General features: G+C 53.0%; 10 protein-coding genes. 6 read left to right on the top strand and 4 right to left on the bottom strand.

What is annotated here, in order from left to right; all coding sequences use genetic code 11:
• The first annotated feature begins 127 nt into the window (after nucleotides 1-127).
• Together SH527x_RS02820 and SH527x_RS02815 are read left to right on the top strand one after the other, a co-directional pair.
• Nucleotides 128-622 carry a hypothetical protein gene (locus SH527x_RS02820; RefSeq protein ID WP_437193143.1) on the top strand — a complete coding sequence of 165 codons (495 nt, stop codon included), beginning with the start codon at nucleotides 128-130 and terminating at the stop codon, nucleotides 620-622.
• A gap of 182 nt (nucleotides 623-804) precedes the next feature.
• Nucleotides 805-1,875, top strand: a complete 1,071-nt coding sequence (locus SH527x_RS02815) for an Ldh family oxidoreductase (RefSeq protein WP_437193142.1) — start codon at nucleotides 805-807, stop codon at nucleotides 1,873-1,875.
• Nucleotides 1,876-2,312: 437 nt separating this feature from the next.
• Here SH527x_RS02815 and SH527x_RS02810 read toward each other — a convergent pair whose 3' ends face one another.
• Together SH527x_RS02810 and SH527x_RS02805 are read right to left on the bottom strand one after the other, a co-directional pair.
• Nucleotides 2,313-3,155 carry an OB-fold nucleic acid binding domain-containing protein gene (locus SH527x_RS02810; RefSeq protein WP_437193141.1) on the bottom strand — a complete coding sequence of 281 codons (843 nt, stop codon included), beginning with the start codon at nucleotides 3,153-3,155 and terminating at the stop codon, nucleotides 2,313-2,315.
• 393 nt (nucleotides 3,156-3,548) lie between these two features.
• On the bottom strand, nucleotides 3,549-4,673 hold the full coding sequence (locus SH527x_RS02805; RefSeq protein ID WP_437193140.1) for a hypothetical protein: 1,125 nt from the start codon (nucleotides 4,671-4,673) through the stop codon (nucleotides 3,549-3,551).
• Nucleotides 4,674-5,148: 475 nt separating this feature from the next.
• Here SH527x_RS02805 and SH527x_RS02800 point away from each other — a divergent pair, with 475 nt between their 5' ends.
• From SH527x_RS02800 to SH527x_RS02785, 4 genes are all read left to right on the top strand, one after another.
• Entirely contained in the window at nucleotides 5,149-11,190 is a 6,042-nt protein-coding gene (locus tag SH527x_RS02800) for a response regulator (RefSeq protein WP_437193139.1), read from the top strand.
• A gap of 215 nt (nucleotides 11,191-11,405) precedes the next feature.
• Nucleotides 11,406-14,804, top strand: a complete 3,399-nt coding sequence (locus SH527x_RS02795) for a PSD1 and planctomycete cytochrome C domain-containing protein (RefSeq protein WP_437193138.1) — start codon at nucleotides 11,406-11,408, stop codon at nucleotides 14,802-14,804.
• Nucleotides 14,805-14,822: 18 nt separating this feature from the next.
• Nucleotides 14,823-16,259, top strand: coding sequence for a DUF1501 domain-containing protein (locus SH527x_RS02790; RefSeq protein ID WP_437193137.1), 1,437 nt, complete (start codon nucleotides 14,823-14,825; stop codon nucleotides 16,257-16,259).
• 181 nt (nucleotides 16,260-16,440) lie between these two features.
• Nucleotides 16,441-17,928 (top strand): MFS transporter, encoded by a 1,488-nt coding sequence (locus SH527x_RS02785; RefSeq protein ID WP_437193136.1) that lies wholly within the window; start codon nucleotides 16,441-16,443, stop codon nucleotides 17,926-17,928.
• A 155-nt stretch (nucleotides 17,929-18,083) separates the two neighbouring features.
• Here SH527x_RS02785 and SH527x_RS02780 read toward each other — a convergent pair whose 3' ends face one another.
• Both SH527x_RS02780 and SH527x_RS02775 read right to left on the bottom strand, forming a co-directional pair.
• Nucleotides 18,084-18,848, bottom strand: coding sequence for a DUF480 domain-containing protein (locus tag SH527x_RS02780; protein ID WP_437193135.1), 765 nt, complete (start codon nucleotides 18,846-18,848; stop codon nucleotides 18,084-18,086).
• Nucleotides 18,849-19,068: 220 nt separating this feature from the next.
• Nucleotides 19,069-21,129 (bottom strand): hypothetical protein, encoded by a 2,061-nt coding sequence (locus SH527x_RS02775; RefSeq protein WP_437193134.1) that lies wholly within the window; start codon nucleotides 21,127-21,129, stop codon nucleotides 19,069-19,071.
• Between the last annotated feature and the right edge of the window lie 94 nt (nucleotides 21,130-21,223).

The following is a 21,223-nucleotide window of genomic DNA, read 5'->3' as shown; positions in this document are numbered from 1 at the left end:
CATTATCTCAATACCTCCAGTCAGCAAACAACACTGAAGCTCCTTGCAGGATCAGAACTTCTGTTGCCGTAGTCAGCTGTAAATCACTCCCGGCCCGTGACACAAATCAACACAAGCGGTTCAAACAATGGCTCGCAATGAATCCGATCGTGAGGATCTGTATGAAGAGTTAGGTCGGTTCGAATTGCGGTGGGAATTGATGCTTGACGGTCGTACGGAGTCGTGTGTCGCCGGGATTCGGAGTGACGGCCGCTTCGCCCTGTACGTCACCCCTGATCAGGTGTACCAGTTCGACGCAAACGCCCTCCTGATTCGGGCTTATTCGAACGGCGATCTCTATCGCACTCAGGGAAGCACACTGGCGCGACTCAAGCGGCAACGAACAGAGAGAGAATCTCATCTGCTGCGACACGACCTGACTCCCGATGAGCTGAAGGTTTTTCTTGAAGAGTTGGCTTCGACACTGGATGATCTGATGAGAGGCCTGAAATCAGATAGAACCCGAATTCTTCGAACAACCATTACTATCGAGCCGCTCACAGGTCCGTTAGCCGACAAGATCGAGCGCTGTCGAACCCAATTACCGCGCATCGCTCCTGCATATAAGACACGACGGTCATAAAATCACCTCCGACACTCGAATTCCGACTCGAATGTCCGTGTGCCACTGAACTATCATACGCACGAGCGAACAGTGCAAACTGCTGTTCAACTCTGATACTCGGCGACTCAGAATCTCTCGCGGGAAACAGCAAATCAGGACACTCCTGATTTACTTGAACAGACGGGACAGGGGAGACGAACATGGACACTTCAATTGATTATCCGTCGATTCCCGAACAGGAAGTTCGTGTCCCAGCTGCAGTTCTCCAGAGTGTCATCGAGCAGTTGCTTGTGAAACACAGCATGTTCCGCTTTGATGCAAAAGTCGCCGCAGCCCGACTCGTTGAAGCAGACATTTATGGCAAGAGAGCCCATGGGGTCATACTCGTCAGTCGAATCATTGATGCGATTGAAAATGGGAACATCGATCCACGGGGAAAGGTGTTGACCAACACCGACGCCCCTTGTTTTGCGACGCTCGATGGGAGCCGAACAATCGGGACGTTGGCGGCCACGCAAGGATCTGAGCTTGCTGTCGCCAAAGCCAAAGAGCAGGGCGTTGGTGTCGTCGCCATCGGAAACTCACAAACACTGGGCGCGGCAGAAGTCTATGTACGGCTGATGGCAGCGCAGAATGTCATCGGCATCTGCCTGACTAGCACAGGCGGAGCCACGGTCACCGCTCCCGGAACACTTCACGGAGCCGTTGGAAACTGTGCATTTGCCTACAGCGTTCCGCTCAAGGATCACTCTCCGATCGTCTTCGACAGTGCATGTGGCAGCGAATCCTGGGGGAAGCTCGCGTTAGTTGAACGCTATGGAATGCAGGTTCCGGAAGGAATTCTGATCGATGCCGAACAACATCCTGTCCAGCAGTTGAGCAAAGCCGTGGCCATGTTGCCGGCCGGAGGTTCACTCGGCTTCGGACTATCCATGCTCTGTTCAATTCTCGCCGGGCCGCTGAGCAGTGGCTGGCTCCCATTGCACAAAACACGTCCCACCGATTCAGAAGATTCGCAGCACTTCTTCCTGGCACTGGATCCCGCCAAGTTCTGTAACGTCGATAAGTTTCAAGCAGAAATCGTACAGACGCTGGACAAGATTCGCGCGCTGACTCCCATCAACGAGGCAGAGCCAGTGCGAATTCCCGGTGACCGGAGCATCTCGTGCCATCAAGAGTACGAGGCATCTGGAATTCCGCTTCATCGATCCATTGCTGACACGATCAAGCAACTGGCGACCGCAAAGAAAATCGTCGTCGACTGGGAATAATCATGAACAGAGGACGACAGTTGGCTGAATACTGCGAAGCACCTTATTCTCAGTGTCTCGCCTGCCAAAGTTCACACATAAGAGCGCTATCGCACCAAGTTCTCTAAGCCATATCGCTGAAGTTGCTTCATCGTCGGGTAGATCCACTTCTCCACATCCTTTGAGCAGTGTGGACATCGAGGATGCTGGCTGGCGGGCTTTGACGATTGATACGCACGAGGGTCAAGCCAGACTGCTTCGCATTCGTCACAAAGCGCCACCCATTCCGAGCATTCACTGCAGCGGGCAGGGCGAATGTGCCCTTGTTCGCAGAGGGGGCAGGGACCGAAATGAAGTGGTTTTGATGGACTCGTCATATTTCAAACTTCGTACCGAGGAAAGCAGCCAGGCTGAGGCATTGAGCCGGAAGACGTCGAGAGTTACGCTGCGATCGGAAACTATTTCGGGAAAGCAGTGATCACGTCTGACGTTCCACTCCGAACCACAATAAAGATCCGCTTCAACGGGGGATGGTTTCTCTCAGCACCGGTCTGGCCTCCCAGATACCCAATGCGGCGGCCAATCGAGATTGTGTACGCATCTCGGTCCCCTGTCGTCTCAGGCTTCATCTTTTGAGCTTTGACAGCCTGCCATGCGAGATCGATCCAGGCAAACGTATGGTCAGGTCCGCCATCAAAGACGCCATGAGGACCATCTCGATCAGGGATGTCCTGCGAATGCCGCAGCACATGATCCTTTCGGGTCAATCCATCCGGATCGCGGCCTGCATAGCGCAACCCCTCAGGGCTGACCCAGACATCTCTCCCCACCGACTTCAATGCGAATGGGGGAGGCAAGTCAGGACGAGGGCCAGTGGGGGGAGGCAGTGACGGCCGCACGACAACGCCGATCACGCCTGGTTGTCTCGCCCGAATCTGCAATTGCCCTTTGAATCGTTCCAGAGTGCCAGTAACGGCAATCGTTTTCCCGGAATAGAGCTTCTCTGGAGATTCAGGGCCGAACTTCGCCAAATCATCTGACGAGATGAAGATGGTCAGTTCAGAATTCCCATCAAAATTGATGAAGCGATTTCCGCCTGAAGACCTCCCGACTCGCGAGACCTCGCCAACGACAACAATGGTTTGGCCGACGCGTCCTCGCAATTCCTGACGGTTGATTGCTTCAACACTCGGAATTGATTTACCCGGTGGAGCAATGTCTTGTCCGCATGCCGACTGGACCGCAATACAGACGATCAGGAACAGCGACGCGAGTTGATTCAGGAAAAATGGGCTTCTCATGGTGATCAAGTTCACAAAAAGGAGAGACGCCGAAAAACGAAATGATCGTTGTCTCGTTCGAAAAACAAAACAACGATTCACCGCCACGAAGAGAGGACACAACACCGGGATAAACCATCTGCATACGGCAGTCGCAATCAAGTGTCACTCGACCATTACTGTATGAGTTTGGGGCTTGCGAAATCAATTCGAATATGATTCTCGACTCCACTCTCGTTTCCGATGAATGACGATCACAGACATGGCCAGATCTAATTCAATAAAAAGCAGGGGGAGTCTGCCATGCAAACTCCCCCTGCTGTCGCTTCATCGAATTGCGGCCTGCAGGACGTGCGAGCTGGGTTTCCTTCAAGCAAACAACCGCATCACGTTCGCAAACGAGACCAATTGGAACTATTCGATTTCTGATTCTTCTGGTTCGGTTGGTGCGAACTCTGCTTCAGACTGACGACGGCGATGCGGACCTCGCAAGGTTTCTGCCTGATCGACTCGCTGCTGAGTTCCAGTCTTAATGCGGAACACGAAGTTCATAATGATCCCGGTTGAGTCGCGGAACATGGTCATGTCGTCGACGTCGTATCCGGCCTCTGCAAAGAGTCGAACACAGTCAGATTCAACTCGGCGGTAGAAGTGCCAGTCAACATGCCACTGATACTCTGCTGCGTGATAGCGTGGGTCGTCCTTGAACGCTACGTAGACAATCCCATTTTCAGCGACAGACTCACGCCAGCCATTCAAGATACGAATCAGATATCGGTCCGGGATGTAATCGCACAGGCCGACACTGTAGATCATGTCTGGCCGACCAAAGTTTTCGATATTGGCTTTTGCCGAAGACATCTTCAATGCGTTATAGCAAACGCAGTTCAGATCGATTGAGTCTGCGACCAGCGGATCGATGTGGTCTTGCAGATACTGAAGAGCCTGCTGGTCAGTATCGACACAGGTCAGGTTGACCATCTCACCGACTTCGAGTCCGTGTGAGTATTCACGTCCTGGACCTGATGCGACGTTCAGGATCGAAACGTTGACTGAGCGTTTGAGGACTTCGCGAACGAGGAACTTTTGAACGGCATCGAGACGTCCACAGACAGCGCGAGCCAGATCTGTTCCAAGGAAGTACAGGTCGAGATATCCGCCGAACCCAAGAGTCTTTGTCTTCCCTTCATAGATTGCGGTGAGCATCTCAAAGTCGCCGGGATAACCGCGTGGCTTGGCCTTCGCACGCTGCATGAACCAGCTCTGATCAAACCAGAAAACGATCTCTTTGCGGAATCGAGCCTGGACTTCATTCAACAGCTGTTTGTTGTCGCCAATGGCTTCTTCTGCCTCACGACAATCTTGACGTGACTGATGAACCGCAGCCGTCAGTTCCGCGAGGAAGTCATCAACCTCCGGCGTTTGAGACCGCGGAATTCGACGTTCCAAACTTGCCATTGCATCAGTGAACTGACGCACCTGCACGTTGAAGAAACTCTCAACATCGAAACCACTTTGAATCGCAGGAAGTGAAGTCATTTTTGATCTCGTGAGATTGGTTCGCGTAGCAACAGAACTCCGAAATAGCCCGCACACGAAGATCAGAATGACACGATTGTATCGTATGTCAACATTGAAGCGATTATTCAGTGTATTATTTTTATATGTATTATGCCGATTGTGACTGTTATTACGAATATACAGATCAAGCAAGATGCAGTGATTACACGAGTGAACCAGAAGGGGCGAACAACAATCAACTCAGATTCCGAAAGTCCAAAGGCCTGCCCCTAATCCGCGTGCTAGCAGTTAAAGAGGTCCATGTTTGATTACGGCAACAGCGCGAAATAATCGGATGTCTATTAGTCACAGGCCACTTCCATTCCCACCTCCGGATTAACACTTAGGCAGACACCGGAAATTCCCCTAATCCACTAAATAGCTTCCGAGTGAAGTCAAAACACTCAATCTCGCCAGTAACACCAGAGACACAAACATCGGTTGGCATCACGAGATGAATCCAGGTGGATCACATCCAGGAAATAGTCGGGGAGCATTCCCTGACGTCTTGCCGCACTCGCTTCCCGGAACGCGAGTGGCCGGTCGTTTTCAGACTCTGCAGACCGTCCGTACGTCGACTCTGAACGACGCTTCGTTTGGGATCGATCTTCAAACAGGCCAATCCGTTATTATTCGGTCTGTTGAGATCCCGTCTCTGGCTCCGGGATCGCTGCTCCAGCTGGAGCACGAAGCCAAGATCCTGCAGCAGCTCACCCATCCGAATGTCGCCGTTCTGCTCTATACAGGACAGACCGATGATCGCTTCTGGATGGTCTTCGATGCCGAGAATAAAGAGACGCTCCACCAGCGCCTCCATTCGGTAGGCCCTTTCAATCTGATTGACGCACTGGACACCACCACCCAGTTGCTCAACTCACTGGTGAAGCTCCATCGCAATGGCTTGACTCCGCGGTCTTTGTTGCCGATTAACGTTCTGATCGGGACAGGCCCGAGTGCGGGAGAAGTTCAACTGATGGGACTGGATACTTATGATCCAGTTCACGCGATCAGTAGTATTCATATATCAGACTGGAGCCTGCTGGAACTGGCCCAGTTTCTCCCTCCGGAGTTGAGTGGGGTCAGCAACGAACCATTTTCCGAGCTGTCCAACATCTACTCCATCGGGTGCCTGCTCTATTGGGTCCTCAGTGGAAAGACTCCATACACCGCACGGACTCTGAATGAACTGCTTTTAAAGCAGGCGACCAACCCTTATTCCAAGCTGCGCGAATATGGTGTCTCCGTCCCCCGAGTGCTGGATGAAATTCTCGACCGTTCACTTTGCAGAGAACAACGTGGTCGATATCAGTCGATCGAAGCGATGGCGGCAGATGTCGAATCGCTGCTCATGGCGCTCAAAGATGGAGACCCCGATCCCGATTTGACAGTCGGAGGCCGGGATTACCGCCGTTCATTGCTGAGACCTGCGTTTGTCGCGCGGACTCAGGAACTTGAGCAGCTCGACACTTTGATTCGAAACACACTCAGCGGGTCTGCTGATATCGCATTTCTTGAAGGCGACTCAGGCTACGGTAAATCGCGTCTGCTGGCAGAGTTCGCACAACGCGCGACACAAGCCGGAATTACAGTGTTTCGGAGTCAAGCCAAGTCTGACTCTGCACAACAATCCTACGAAATTTTCGAAGGCATCGCAGAAGGCCTTCTCGAAGTCAGCGAAAAGCGTCCTGAGCTTTCCGAGCAAATCCGCGTCGCTCTGAACGAACAATGCGATGTCATTGCAACGGCATTACCGCAGTTGACGAAGATCTTTCCTGACGCCAATTCGAATCAGCATCCAAGCATTCATCTCGGTGAATCACGCACGCTCAGCGCGGTCGTTCACCTGTTTGATGCCCTGGGTTCGGACGATCATCCAGCGCTGATCATTCTCGATGACTGCCAATGGGCATCAGACCTTGTCGCAAGACTTGCTCAGCATTGGCAGATTTCCCGTTCAGGGAAGCCGAAATACGGACGGCATGTTCAACTCCTGCTGGCATTCCGGTCTGAAGAAATTCCGGAAGACCACATTCTGCGAAAATCGACGCCGGACCTTCATATCCGGCTCGGTGCACTGGATGCGAAGGATGTCCGTCGCCTCGTCGAAACGATGGCAGGCCCACTGCCTGATGCGGTCGTTGAAACGGTCGTCCGTCTGGCAAACGGTGTCCCATTTATGGCCTCTGCCATTCTTCAGGGACTGTTCGAGACTCGAGCAATCGTCGCCGGTACTGAAGGCTGGATCGTCGATGAGTTCGCACTGGGACAAGCAAGTTCATCTTCACATGCCGCAGAATTCCTGGCACGTCGACTTGAGCTTCTGGCTCCGGATACCCTGCAACTCCTGTCGATGGGGGCCATTCTTGGAAGTCAGTTTGACCTCTTCATTGCGAAGGAATTAGCCCAGCTTAGCTCCTCACAGGCATTTGAAGCAGTTCACGATGCCGGTAAGCGGAATCTGATGTGGTGTCAGTTCCACGACGGACAATGTCGATTCGTCCACGATAAAGTCAGAGAATCCTTACTCGCGATTCTAACGCCTGAAGAGAAGTGCGACCGACATCGTCAGGCTGCCGCGTTACTGAAGCGGCGTTTCCCTGACCGAATTCCGGAGCTGGCGTACCACCTTGATGCAGCAGGCGATTCGAACGAAGCGCTTCCTTATGCGCTGGAAGCAGCGAAGCATGCGAAAGCTCACTATTCTTTAGAGCAGGCCGAGCAACAGTATCGGATTGCCTGTCGCGGGATCGTCGGGCTCCAACTCGAAACACAGTTCGAGATTGTTGATGGTTTAGGCGAAGTCTTGATGCTTCGCGGGAACTATGATGAAGCCGAAAGCTTCTTCAATCAGGCGGCACAACTTGCTCAGGACACCGCTGCCAGAGCGAATGTGCATCGCAAGCAGGGAGAGCTGCGAAAAAAACGTGGGGACATGGAAGGGGCGATCGTTGAATTCGAAACCGCTCTTCGGCTCCTGGGCGAGAATGTTCCTCGATTCCAGATCACAATTGCATTGTGCCTGGTCTGGGAAGTGCTCGTTCAGATCCTGCACACGGCATTGCCACGAATCTTTCGCCATCGACGAAAATCACTGCCGAATCAAGACCAGCGTCTGACGTTGCAACTCTACAGTGGTTTGTCGCACGGCAGTTGGTATTGCCGAAGCCTCCCATTGGCGATGTGGTCACACCTGCGTGGGATGAATCTCGGCGAGATTTATCCACCGACACTGGAACTTGCACAGTCCTATTCCGATCACGCACCGGCCATGCTGCTGGTTGCGGCGTTCAACCGCGGCATTAAATACGTTAAGCGTTCCTACGACATTCGCTACGAGTTAGGTGACCATTGGGGGCAAGGTCAGTCACTGAGCTTTCATGGCATTATCTGTTACGCCTCGTCTCGCTATGAAGAAGCGATCGAGAAGTGCGAGCGCGCGGTTCAGATTCTGGAACGAACAGGGGACTTCTGGCAGGTTCACATTGCCAGATATCAGATTGCAGCGTCGTATTACCGACTCGGGAACTTCGAGAAGGCCACAGAAGAAGCCAGAAAGAACTACGCATCCGGGATTCTCCTCGGAGATACTCAGGCATCCGGAATCAACCTCGATATCTGGGCGATGACGACCTCTGGACTGCTTCCAGAAGCAATCGTTCAAGAGGAGATGAAACGCGAACGGCCTGACGCACAAGGACGAGCACAACTTGCCTTGGCACGTGCGATTCAATTAATCGGAACCGGTCAACCACTTTCAGCTGCATCACTTCTGGCCGAAACGCATGAGATGGTTGTCGATGCCGGAGTGATGAATCCGTATACAACGCCCGTGATTGCGTGGCTGGCGACTGCATATCGAATGAGCGCCGAGACACAAGTCTCGGTTTCGCTGTATCAGCGTTTGCGTCTTTTGAAAAAAGCCAGAAGCTGTGTCCGCAGGTTTCTGCTGCATTCATGGCGTTTCCCCAACGATCGCCCACATATTTATCGAGAACTGGCACTCATCGAGATGCTGCTCGGCCGGCAACGTCGGGCATGGCGAGCCATTAAGAAGAGTCATGCACTGGCGACCAGTCAGGGAGCGAGAGTTGAGCTGGCAACGACAGAACAGGCACGTACCAGAATTGCAGCTGAATTTGGCAAGTCCGTTTCACTGTCGGAGTCAGGAACGACACCTGGCCTGAATTCTGACTTGTCCTATACACAACTGGCATTCGGGCTGACACCGACGAAGGGAGTCGCCACTCTTTCCGTAATTGATCGATTCGAAACGCTCCTCAAGGCCGGGCGAGTGATTTCATCAGCATTGACGCATGATGCCATCTGCCGCGAAACAATCTCAGCAACAACACGACTTCTGCGTTCGAATCAGGCTCACATCCTCTGGAAGGATGAACTGACTTCACTTTCAACAACGGAACGTCTCAAACACATCACTCGACTGGGGGTCAACCCGATTCTGGTCGATCAAGTGCTTGCCGACTTACGTGTTGTTGTTGATCGCACCAACAAACCTGTCTCGGCGTCCGAGTCACATACATCATTGATTGGGGCTCCGATCTTCGTTCGCGGAACGCCTGTTGCCGTGCTTACGGTGATTAACGACTACCAGAAAGACTTCTTCAGAAGCGACGAAGAGCGCATTGTGGAATTCATCGCCACACTGGCAGGCGCAGCATTCGAGAACTCGGAAGGGTTCATGGAACTTGAGCGTCTGAACTCCACACTGGAACAACGGGTCAACGACAGAACCGCTGCTCTGGAAGAACGTGCAACATTGTTGGCATGGACGAATGAAAAGCTGGAAACCACTGCGTCAGAACTGCGAAAAACCCAGTCGAGGCTGCTGACATCCATGCAGGCCGCTGAAGCAGCAAACGAAGCAAAAAGTCGCTTCCTGGCAGCAATGAGCCACGAAATTCGGACACCGATGAACGGGATCATCGGAATGTCCGAACTGGCATTACGAACAGAGCTGATTGACCGGCAGAAGTCGTATGTTTCGACCATCAGTAAATCGGCGAAATCGCTGCTGGCAATTCTGAACGACATTCTGGACTTCTCCAAGATCGAAGCCGGGAAGATGGAGATCGATTCGATTCCATTCGATATCGACGAAACCCTGGCCGACACCGTTCGTCTTTTCTCGGCAGCAGCGTCTCAGAAGGGGTTGAACCTTAGCTTCCATACACAGGGCGACATCCCGACACAACTCATCGGCGATCCGAATCGGTTGCGTCAGATCCTGATCAACCTGTTGGGGAACGCGATCAAATTCACAGAGAAAGGCAGTATCGATCTGATTGCCAGAATCGATCGTCAATCTCGTGCGGAAACGGTTCTGCACTTCGAAGTTCGTGACACAGGAATCGGGATCCCGGCAGATCAGCAGGCTCGAATTTTCAGAGCGTTCGATCAGGGTGAAGTCTCGATCACACGACGGTATGGGGGAACCGGCCTGGGGCTCTCGATCTCGCTCCAATTGGCATCTTTAATGAACGGGGAACTCTGGGTTGAGAGTAACGAGGGCAACGGGAGTGCTTTCCACCTCCTTGTTCCTCTTTTGAATCCGGTTCAGCAGGTTCCAATGTCGCTTCCGGCCCAGACGCCCCCTCCGGTCGAGAAGATATTCATCTATGCACCGTCGAAAACGAACCTGAGCTGGCATCAGAAACTGTTCGCACCATCTATAGCCAATGTCGTTGGGGTCTGTGACCAGAAAGAGGTGCGTCCCCTGTTGGCGGCTGAGCCGAACAGGCCTTCCGACGTTTACCTGTTTGACCTTGATCTGGATTGCGACACAGACTTGGCGATGATTGACCAGATCGTTCAATCCAACTTAATTGATTCTAAAAAGACACTGGTCCTCATCCCGGCAGGCACAGAGACGTTCACAGAGAAACTGCGCCAATTACAAGCGCTCCATGTGATTGAAAAGCCGATCACCAACTCCGCCTTGCTGAACCTGATTCACGCACTGGCAGACTCAACTCACACCCCCCAAGACACCACAATCGAGGCTCGACTCGACTCTGAACGTCGTCAAATTCTCGTCGTCGACGACAGCCTTATCAATCTCGAAGTTGCGTCCGGAATCATGGAACTGATGGGACATAACGTTCAACTCGCCGAGAACGGGGCACAGGCGATCGACCTCTTCCAGACGAAACAATTTGATATCGTCTTCATGGATCTGGAGATGCCAGACATGAACGGTCTAGAGACAACAGCTCTGATTAGAAAATGGGAGCAGGAGTCACAACGAGCTGCCACACCGATCTTTGCAATGACTGCTCACGTGGTCGAGCCACTCCGCCTGCAGTGCCTCGAAATCGGAATGAACGGCAACGTCTCTAAACCAATCGACGCCGAACAGATTCAGAATTTGCTGAATTCCCTCCCATCAAGAGTGCCGCCCCCCATCACGTCTGGCATGGGTGCGGACCGGCTCGCGTCGTCGACACAAACCAAACGATTGTCGACAATCTACAATTAAGATGCACCAGGATTTGTTGACACGAAAAAAATTATTGTCAACAATTCAACTTGACTTATGCATCGAACTCGGACGTGAGTTTCTTCCTGATCAGTAGCAGGCGATAATTCATTTCTGTTGACAGAGTTCAGCAGCATCAAAACCACTCCCTCTGCATTTTCAGAAGGGTGCCGAATGCTGTTTTGCAGTGCCTTCCTAAAGGACCAGCTGATCAAATGGGATTTCGCCATTCCTCATCCCTGATCATCATTCTGGCATTCTCCAGCGTCTGCTTTGCAGAAACGCCAGCGGTCCCGACCACACCCTCTTCAAACGAATCGCTCGATTTCTTTGAAAAGTCTGTGCGCCCATTGCTGATTTCCAAGTGCGGAGAATGCCATGGCGCCGTCAAACAGTGGGCAGGGCTTCGCGTTGATTCCAGAGCGGCTCTCTTAAAAGGAGGCGACACCGGACCGGCGATCATCCCAGGCAAACTGGAGGAAAGCTTGTTGATTCAGTCTGTTCGGCGAACCGGTGACTACGAGATGCCACCGAAAGAGCCATTAACGTCCGAGCAGATTGGAATTCTAGAACGTTGGGTCAGTCAAGGAGCTCCCTGGCCGGAAGCGGACTCGACTCCTGAACGTGAACAGACGAAACGTCAGCGCGAACATTGGGCCTTCCAGCCGATCTCAAGCCCGACTCCCCCTCAAGTGACAGACACGACATGGGTTCGAACTCCTGTTGATGCGTTCATTCTTGCCAAACTCAACGAGAAGTCACTCGCTCCTTCTCCGGCGGTGGACCGCAGATCGCTGATACGGCGTGTGACATACGACCTCACTGGACTTCCTCCTTCTCCTCAGGAAGTCGCAGCCTTCGTCGCAGACACGAATCCCAATGCTTATCCCGAACTGGTTGAACGGCTCCTTGCGTCACCTCACTACGGAGAACATTGGGCCCGTCACTGGCTGGACCTCGCTCGCTATGCAGACACCAAAGGATACGTTTACGGACGAGAAGAGCGTCGACTCATTAATTCCGCGACATACCGCGACTGGGTCGTCCAGTCGTTCAATGAAGACCTCCCGTACAACCAGTTCCTCTTATTGCAGATTGCCGCGGATCAGGCGGCACCAGAGAACCTGCAAGCTCAGGCGGCAATGGGATTCCTGACAGTTGGACGCCGTTTTCTCGGGAATTCACACGACATCATTGATGACCGGATCGACGTTCTCGGTCGCACCACGATGGGTCTGACAATCGCATGTGCACGCTGTCATGACCACAAATACGATCCAATCCCAACGGCTGACTATTATTCCCTGTACGGAATCTTCCAGAACAGCTCTGAACAGCATGTCTTGCTGTCGCCCCCTCTAGAAAACGACACACCAGAGAAGACTGCCGCCAGAAAAGAACTGGATGAATTACTCACAAAGCTGAAGACTGAAAAGCAACGTATCCGCGATGCCGCCTCGGAGCGATTTCGCGATCAGGTGAAGGACTACCTTGTCGCGCAGACCGAACTGGAGAAGTATCCCGACCAGAATTTCAGCCAGATTCTGACCGCAACAGACATGTTTCCCATCGAAGTCCAAAGGTGGGAAGCGTTTCTCCGTCGTGCGTTGAAATCCAACGATTCCATCTTCCTTCACTGGCATCGGTTCGCGGCAATTGCTCCCGCTGAGTTCTCGGAGAAAGCTGGCGAAGTTTTGCGAGAACTGAATCAGCCTGACTCGAACACAAATTCAGTTCAGCCCCACCCGATGGTGTCAGAGAAGTTTCAGACTCCCCCAACGTCGATGCGAGATGTTGCCGAACGTTACGGAGACCTGTTCTTCTCAATTCACCAGGAATGGAAGAAACAGATTGAAGAGGCAAAGCAGGCCGGTGGCGCCCCCCCAACCGAGTTCGTGGACGCTCACCGAGAGCAACTTCGACAGATCCTTTACGGCCCCAATGCCCCCTGCGTTGTCCCGGACCTTGGAGTCGTTGATATCGAGTTCTTCTTTCCGACAGGAGGAGAACTGCTGGAACTCTGGAAGCTTCAAAATGCCGTAGATGCCTTCCTGATCAACAATGCCAACGCACCTGAGTGTGCTGTCGTTCTGACTGACCGGCAGCATATCGATGAAGCACGTATCTTTCGTCGTGGAAATCCTGCCACCAAGGAAGACGAAGTCACTCGGCATTTTCCGATTGTTGTCACCGGCCCGGACGCAGAACCATTCAAAGTCGGCAGTGGTCGGTTCGAACTGGCTCAAGGGATCATCGATCCTGCAAATCCATTAACCTCGCGTGTCTGGGTCAACCGCATCTGGCAACATCATTTTGGAACTGGAATCGTCCCGACACCAAGCGACTTCGGAATTCGCGCACCGCGCCCAGAACATCTTGAGTTGCTGGACTGGCTTGCACAGAAGTTGATCGTAGACGGATGGAGCACCAAAGCCATTCACCGCGTTATCCTGTTGTCCTCGGCCTATCAGCAAGGAACATCGGGACCGCGAGACGCTGCGAAGCGTGAACTCGCCCAGCAGATCGACCCGGAGAATCATCTGCTTTGGAAGAAAGCGGCACACAGACTGACGTTTGAAGAGTTCCGCGACTCGTTGCTCTCTGCGTCCAGCGATCTTGATCGTCGTGTGAAAGGGCGAGGAACCGACATGTTCGCAGGGGCGGGAGCGAACCGCCGACGTACGCTCTATGGATATGTCGACCGTCAGTTCCTTCCCAATGTGTTTCGCGTCTTTGATTTCGCCAACCCCGATCTTCATATTCCGACGAGATCAGAAACGACGGTGTCGCAACAAGCTTTGTTTGCATTGAACCATCCGTTTCTTGCTGAAGCCTCCCGGTCGCTAATTCAAAAGGTCGAGCAGATCCCTGAAACGGAAGCTTCAACAAGGGTCACCGCGCTTTACCAATCCATCTACCAACGTGATCCGACTCCGGAACAGTTGCAGTCCGCCATTGCTTTCCTTTCGCAACCAGAGAACGACAAACAGTTCGAAGTTCCCAAAGAGGCACTTGCCTGGTCATATGGTTACGGACCAGTCACCGAGACGATGACCAAAACGGAGCGTTTTCAGGCGTTGCCTCATTTTGGTGGATCGGCATGGCAAGGGGGAGAACGCTGGCCGGACGCCCAACTCGGGTGGTGCCAGTTATCCGCGGAGGGAGGACATCCCGGAAATGACCATGATCACGCAGTTATCCGGCGCTGGACATCGCCAATCACAGGGACTGTTTCAGTCGACTCAAAAGCAAAGCATGAGACCGCAGCAGGAAACGGAATTCGCTGTTGGATCGTCTCCAGTCGCCACGGGGTCTTGCAACAGTTCACGCTTCACAACACATCGCAAGACCATGCACTTGAATCGGTCTCGGTTCAACCCGGTGATACACTGGACTTTATCGTCGACATTAACGGGCAACTCAACAACGATCAGTATCGTTGGCGTGTAACGCTTGCAGAGTCAGCTTCTGTTTCCGGTTCCCCTTCAGATGCCCTCGCCTCAAAGTGGGATTCACGAAGTAACTTCATTGGCACCGGTCCGAAGTATTTGACCAAATGGGAGCAGTTCGCTCAGGTGCTGTTGATTTCGAATGAGTTTCTATTCATAGATTAATTCTTACGGAGAGGACTCATGAGATTGCCATTCGCAGACAACTTGATGCTGAACAGACGCGCGCTCTTACAGCGTTCCGGGATGGGCCTTGGTGCAATCAGTCTGGCCGGAATGGGCGAGCGTGCTGCAAGCGGAAATTCGCCAGCACAAACGCCAACAAATAGTGCATCGCCATCTGAGAATAAGCGTCCCCATTTTCCCGGAAAAGTGAAGCGGGTCATTCACTTCTTTTTGAATGGCGGTCCATCGCACGTCGATACGTTCGACCCGAAACCTGTCCTCACCAAGTACGATGGCAAGCAGGCGCCCATCTCCCTTGCGACTGAACGCAAGACTGGTGCCGCATTTGGTTCGCCATTTCAGTTCAAGAAGTATGGCGAAAGTGGACTTGAGATCAGCGAGATCTTCGAGAAAACGGCCGCATACGCCGATGACATCGCCGTCATCCGTTCCATGTATGCACAGGTGCCCAACCACGAACCTTCTCTGATGCTGATGAATTGTGGCGACTCGGTCTTGTCTCGCCCCAGTGTCGGATCGTGGGTGCTATATGGCTTGGGATCAGAGAACGAGAACCTGCCGGGGTTCGTTGCCATGTGCCCGAACGGACTCCCGATCAAAGACTCCGAGAACTGGCAGTCCGGTTTTCTGCCCGGCGCGTTTCAAGGAACCTATGTTGATCCGCAGCACCAGAATATTGAGCGGTTGATCGAGAACATTCGCAGTAATCATGCATCAACCGGAATACAGCGCAGGCAACTCGACCTCTTACAAACACTCAACGCACAACACCTCGAAACCAGAACAGACGACCGGCTGGAAGCACGCATCCAATCCTTCGAACTTGCGTTTCGAATGCAGATGGAAGCAGCGGACGCCTTCAACATAGAGCAGGAACCCAAGCACATTCAGGAAATGTATGGTGCAGGGGTCCACGGTCGTCAGACGCTGATCGCCAGGCGTCTTCTGGAACGCGGAGTTCGATACGTTCAACTCTGGCACGGGGCCGGGCAGCCTTGGGACAACCATGCCAACATCGCAGCGACACACAGGCAACTGGCAGGCGAGATCGACCAGCCAATTGCTGCACTCTTCGCAGATTTGAAACAACGGGGAATGTTTGACGAGACCCTGATTTTATGGGGCGGTGAGTTTGGTCGAACACCGACTGTCGAACTCAGCGGAGAAGGGAAGTCACAGCTTGGCCGCGATCACAACCACTATGGCTTCAGCGTCTGGATGGCGGGTGGCGGTGTGAAAGGCGGTTCCACATTCGGAGCAACAGACGACTTTGGGTTCAAAGCGGTTGTCAATCCAACCAGCGTTCATGACTTCCACGCAACAATCCTCCATCTGCTTGGATTCGACCACGAGCGACTGACATATCGATATGCAGGGCGTGACTTCCGTCTGACGGATGTTCATGGCCGTGTCATTAAAGAGATTCTGACATAAGTCTGATTGCCAGTGCGATCAGAGCGACATCCACAATCGTCTGGACACCTGCTTCGAGTGTTCGACCTTTAAGAGTCTAAGAGTGTCGAAGCAACAAGACATCATTCCAAGGATACGTACTGAATTTTGACTGCGACACCCTTGTTCCTGCTTGAACTTGCTCTAACGAAATCAGGTTCCGATGCCAGCGCTGACCACGTCTACGGGCCCAGCTGATTCAACTCGTCCGATTCCGAGTCGAGTTCGTTATCAAGTTCTTGCGATGGTCTGCGGGCTGTCGATGATCACCTATCTGGACCGTGTCTGCTTCGGCACAGCTGCCCCTGCGATTGCCTCAGAATTAAACCTGACGAGCGTCGCAGACATGAAATGGGTGTTCACTGCATTCGCAATCGCGTATGCCATTTTTGAGATCCCGACAGGATGGTGGGGCGATCGGATCGGGCCAAAGAAGATGCTGATCCGGATTGTCATCTGGTGGTCAATCTGTACTGCACTCACCGCTGTGATTGGTTGGAAATGGGCTGGGATCACATTCGGTGGACTCGGAACACTCATCACCCTTCGATTTCTCTTCGGGGCAGGGGAGGCCGGTGCTTATCCCAATATCGCCAGTGTCTTACGGCAGTGGATTCCCAGACACCAGTGGGAACTGGCTCAAGGTCTGGTCTGGATGTCCGGGCGTATCGCAGGTGGACTCACACCTCTCATTTGGGCGATCCTTGTCAGTGGGACGCCGTATTCCCCGTCTTTAATGCACTGGAGAACCGCATTTATTCTTTTCGGCGTGATCGGCTTCATCTGGTGTGTGATCTTCTCGATGCGATTTCGCAATCGCCCCACTGAGCATCCGGATGTCAATCAGGCTGAACTGGCACTGATCGGATCGGCGGCGGAGAGTCCCGCGACTCCCCATGGTCCGGTCCCTTGGAAAGCCCTGTTCACCAACAAAAGTCTTTGGGCTCTCTGCCTGATGTATTCGCTCATCAATTATGGTTGGGCATTCAACATCACCTATCTTCCATCCTACATGGAGGAGCGATTCGAAGTGCCTCGCGACGATCTCGTCGGAGCGATTTACAAAGGAGCACCACTCTGGGTCGGCGCCATTGGATGTGTTGTCGGGGGAATTCTCGTGAACACTCTCAGCCGACGACTCGGGAGTCGCGCACTCGGTCGGCGCGCACTCGGTGTCATGGCGATGCTTCTGTGTGCCGCATGCTGGATCGGAGCCAGAGAAGCCAGCAATGTGCACCTCTTCTGCCTGTTTGTAGCGGCGTCCGGATTTGGAATCGACCTGACACTTGGAGCCGCTTGGGCGACGTGTCAGGATCTCGGGCGGAGAAACACCGCAGTCGTGGCGGCATGTATGAACACGATCGGGACACTCGGAACAGCGTTCGCGACATGGATTACCGGAACCGTGATTCAATCCTTCATCGCGGCGCAGTCCGTAAAACTGCAGATCCCCGTTTCTGAACTCAGTGCATCTGCAATCAAAGAAGCCACATTGGCCGGGTACCAATCCGTCTTTCTCACAACCGTTGGCGGGTTCTTAGTTGCCGCGGTCTGCTGGTTGCTCATCGACCCCAACCGTGTCATCGAAGATCCTGAGCATTCAGATCACCCTGTCAATCCTCTCAGCTCAAGAGATGACACTGCAAATTAGAGTCGTCTCCCTGACCGACCTCCGCACTGACTCGATTGGATGACGAGGAGATTCGATTCGGCCATCTGCCTTTGGGAATCGATGTAAAAAAAGCGGGGCGACTCATTGTCGTCCCCGCCAGATCCCACTCAATCTTCCAAACTCAAATCTTGAGATTATGCACCCAGACTTTGGCGCAACTGGAACAGATCATCTCGCAACGCGGCAACTTCCTGCCTGAGCGTTTCAACCTCAGTTCGAAGGGCATCATTCGCCTCTCGAAGTTCACTCAGATCATTTGAAGAATGACTGTGACTCGTATCCTGACGCCGCTGTTGAGGCGATGCTTCGACAACGTCACTGCTTGGAACATGCGACGGCTCATGGCCGATCGACATCTTTGCGTCTTCAGAGGCGAGATAGAAATTGTGATCAATTTCAACTCCCCGACGATCCAGTGGACCATCGACTTGCACATAGCCCTGTTCCAACAGCCCTTCGATTTCCTTCTTCAGCTCCTGCTGGCTTTCGATCGGAACCATGCGACTCGCCCGAGCTCGCAATTCTCCCATTTGCTGCCGCCCGCGCAGCAGAAGCTCGGTGATGATCGCGAGCTGCGGTTCGGAGAAGGGGAATCGCTTTCGAACATAATGACGATACCGCTCTGTGCGACCAGATTCTGTATGCACAACGGCGATCAAGCCCATTGATCGCAGATCTTCCAGGACATCGGTCAGAGCGTCTTCAGTGTAGTTCGTAATCGGGGCACGATTACTCTTTTGATTACTTCCGGCGACCACCGACTTCACGGTGAGCGGATAACTCTCAGGAACGGTATACGCCTTTTCAACAAGAACACCCAACACACGACGCTGCGGCTTCGTCAACTCGCGAATGGGTGCGAGATTCGTCTCTTCTTGTTCGTCGTCAAATCCGTTCACAAAATCGCCCTCTTAAACCTTGTACAGACAGGTGAACCGCTCAGTATTCATATCCATGAGCAACTGACGGCGAAAAGCTCAAACTGCCAGTGGATGAACCAGACAGCGTCGAAAGGGTAACAGTAATTGCGCCGTTGCTTCAAACCCGATTTGCCAACATCAGAAAAATGAGACTGGCCCGTCTCACACAATCTTGAGTTGAAGAAAACCCCAATCTTGTTCAGCGTCCGCGATTTTGACGGCGTTCAATCAACCGATCAAGCAGGCCACCAACGGCCTTGATTCCAATTCGTTTCCCAAATTCGGCAACAGGACGAGCATCAAGTTTAGGATCAGCCAGAGTCCCGGTGACCGGCATTTGGATTGCTTCCCCCTGCAGAGCCTTCAGAACCGGTCCTGCATCGGCAAACCATCGTTCAGGGAATGGAATCGAGACCAACATTTGAACGGTCTGGTCAACACCGACAGATCCCGTTGTTTCGACGTGAACGCCAGAGACGTTCACCCCAAATCGCTCGTGATAAACGCGTCCCTGATACAGACGAAACGCAACCGGTTCGCTCTCGACCTCCATAATTGATCGATCGCTCATCTCCGAAACTTTGAGTTTCTTGATCAGCATTTCGAGTTGCGCCACCTGACCCAAGACTTGATTCGCCAACGGTCCCGGGCGCACTTTTCCCCCCTGAATCGTCATTGATCCAGCCAGGTCCCCCTGTGCAAGTGAAGACAATGGAATCTGCCCGGCATTCGTTGCTAGAGTCAATCTTCCTTCGACTGAAGTTGCGCTCGCCAATGTTGGAGAGATGTACTGAATCCATCCTCGACACACTTCTTCAGTCAGCCCGACATTGGCAAGCATGACTCCTTCGCGAAAATGTAGCACAGGTCCCTGATCGCTAATGACCAGATCAGGAAGTTGCCTCAGTTCGCCGCCATTAACGGAAACATTCAACGGCTGAGTCGTGACCCTGTTGTTCTGCAAGGTCAGCTGCAATGCCCCAGGTTGGACCTCCAGGCCATATGCTTTTGCATTTGCCCATTCAATCATCATCGATGCACTGAATTCTGGTGGCAGCGTGACTGCCGCCTGTCGTTCCAGATTCTCATTGGCAGGTTGATGCTTGAGCGGCCCGGACAGTGTCAGCTTGGAGACCTTCATTCCCAGAACATCAATCTCGCTTCGAATTTCAGCTGGCACGAATTCAAGGAGTCCTTCGCCAGGCAACTGAATTGTTCCGGACATGTCCAGATGCTGACGGCCAGTCAAATCGGCAACAGAGCCCGCCAGACTCGCAGATGCATCCTGAACATGAATCTCCAGTTTCGGTAACAGCAGCTTGTCTTCCTGCTTCAGAAACTGCGACTCCAGCGCCAATTGAATCTCCTTTTCAGGAGCCGCTGGGTCGACGAGTCGAGAGTTGGTTGTGAACTGCCACCCCAGTTTTCGATCTCGAGTCAGCACCGATTCACTGGCCCCGCTGGCAAAACGCATCGGTTGCCCTTCGCTGAGGTGCTCCCGTAGCCACGACTGAACCGCAAGTAAAGACAACCGGTCAGCATTCAGTTTAACGTTGGCAACTTCCTGATCAGGGTTCTCTGGATGAGGGCCAATTTCAGCAGCCACTGTCACTTCGCCCGACCCCAATGCCGGATTCGCAGGCAGGGCCGCCTGCAGAGTCTGCTTCTTTTCCTCTGTCACCAGACACAGATATTTCGCGGTGATTCCTGTCCAGGCTTCAATGACCTGAAGATCCGGCGTCACGAACTCAATTGTGCCGTTCTTGATTTCCACTTCCATGTCTCGTCCCGCATTGGGAGCAGCGGAACTGTGGATCCTCTCCACGACTTCGCGAACACGTGATTCGCCACTTCCGATGCCCGCGGGTTCATGCACCACCACAGTGAACTTTGCCCCGTCCAGATTCAGCTGCAACGGGCCGCTTGGTTTGACGAGAAAATCCCAAAACGATCGTTTGGCTGTTAGCGAATCCACCTGAGCGAGCGGGTGCCCATTTTTGTCGTTCACGATCACGTCGCGCAACAAAACTGGAGATTGCCAACTGAAATCCGCATGCCCTACTGAAAATCGTCCCACTGATGAGCCAGATAACCACGCCAATCCCTGCTCTGAGACGAGCATACTTGCCAGTATGTTGGGTAACAGCAGAAGTCCAGCCGCCAGAAAGAGGAAGAAGCCGAAAATCCATCCTAATCGCCGCCGTCCCTTGGAGACCATTGGCGACTCGGCATTCTGATTCGACGATCGATCCAAACTCACGATTACACCTTCCTCCATGTCATTCACAGCGTCACTCACAGTTCGGACGTACGCCGGAATTTTCATCATTCTGGACGAACATCTGCGACGAACT

The sequence above is a fragment of the Planctomicrobium limosum genome (assembly GCF_051465645.1).
Lineage (GTDB): Bacteria > Planctomycetota > Planctomycetia > Planctomycetales > Planctomycetaceae > Planctomicrobium.
This window is presented reverse-complemented; position numbering and strand designations above follow the sequence as displayed.

Excerpts from the sequence above, each read along its gene's own strand:
- SH527x_RS02820 (WP_437193143.1), top strand. The coding sequence starts at position 128 with ATGGCTCGCAATGAATCCGATCGTGAGGATCTGTATGAAGAGTTAGGT.
- SH527x_RS02815 (WP_437193142.1), top strand. The coding sequence starts at position 805 with ATGGACACTTCAATTGATTATCCGTCGATTCCCGAACAGGAAGTTCGT.
- SH527x_RS02810 (WP_437193141.1), bottom strand. The coding sequence starts at position 3,155 with ATGAGAAGCCCATTTTTCCTGAATCAACTCGCGTCGCTGTTCCTGATC.
- SH527x_RS02805 (WP_437193140.1), bottom strand. The coding sequence starts at position 4,673 with ATGACTTCACTTCCTGCGATTCAAAGTGGTTTCGATGTTGAGAGTTTC.
- SH527x_RS02800 (WP_437193139.1), top strand. The coding sequence starts at position 5,149 with ATGAATCCAGGTGGATCACATCCAGGAAATAGTCGGGGAGCATTCCCT.
- SH527x_RS02795 (WP_437193138.1), top strand. The coding sequence starts at position 11,406 with ATGGGATTTCGCCATTCCTCATCCCTGATCATCATTCTGGCATTCTCC.
- SH527x_RS02790 (WP_437193137.1), top strand. The coding sequence starts at position 14,823 with ATGAGATTGCCATTCGCAGACAACTTGATGCTGAACAGACGCGCGCTC.
- SH527x_RS02785 (WP_437193136.1), top strand. The coding sequence starts at position 16,441 with ATGCCAGCGCTGACCACGTCTACGGGCCCAGCTGATTCAACTCGTCCG.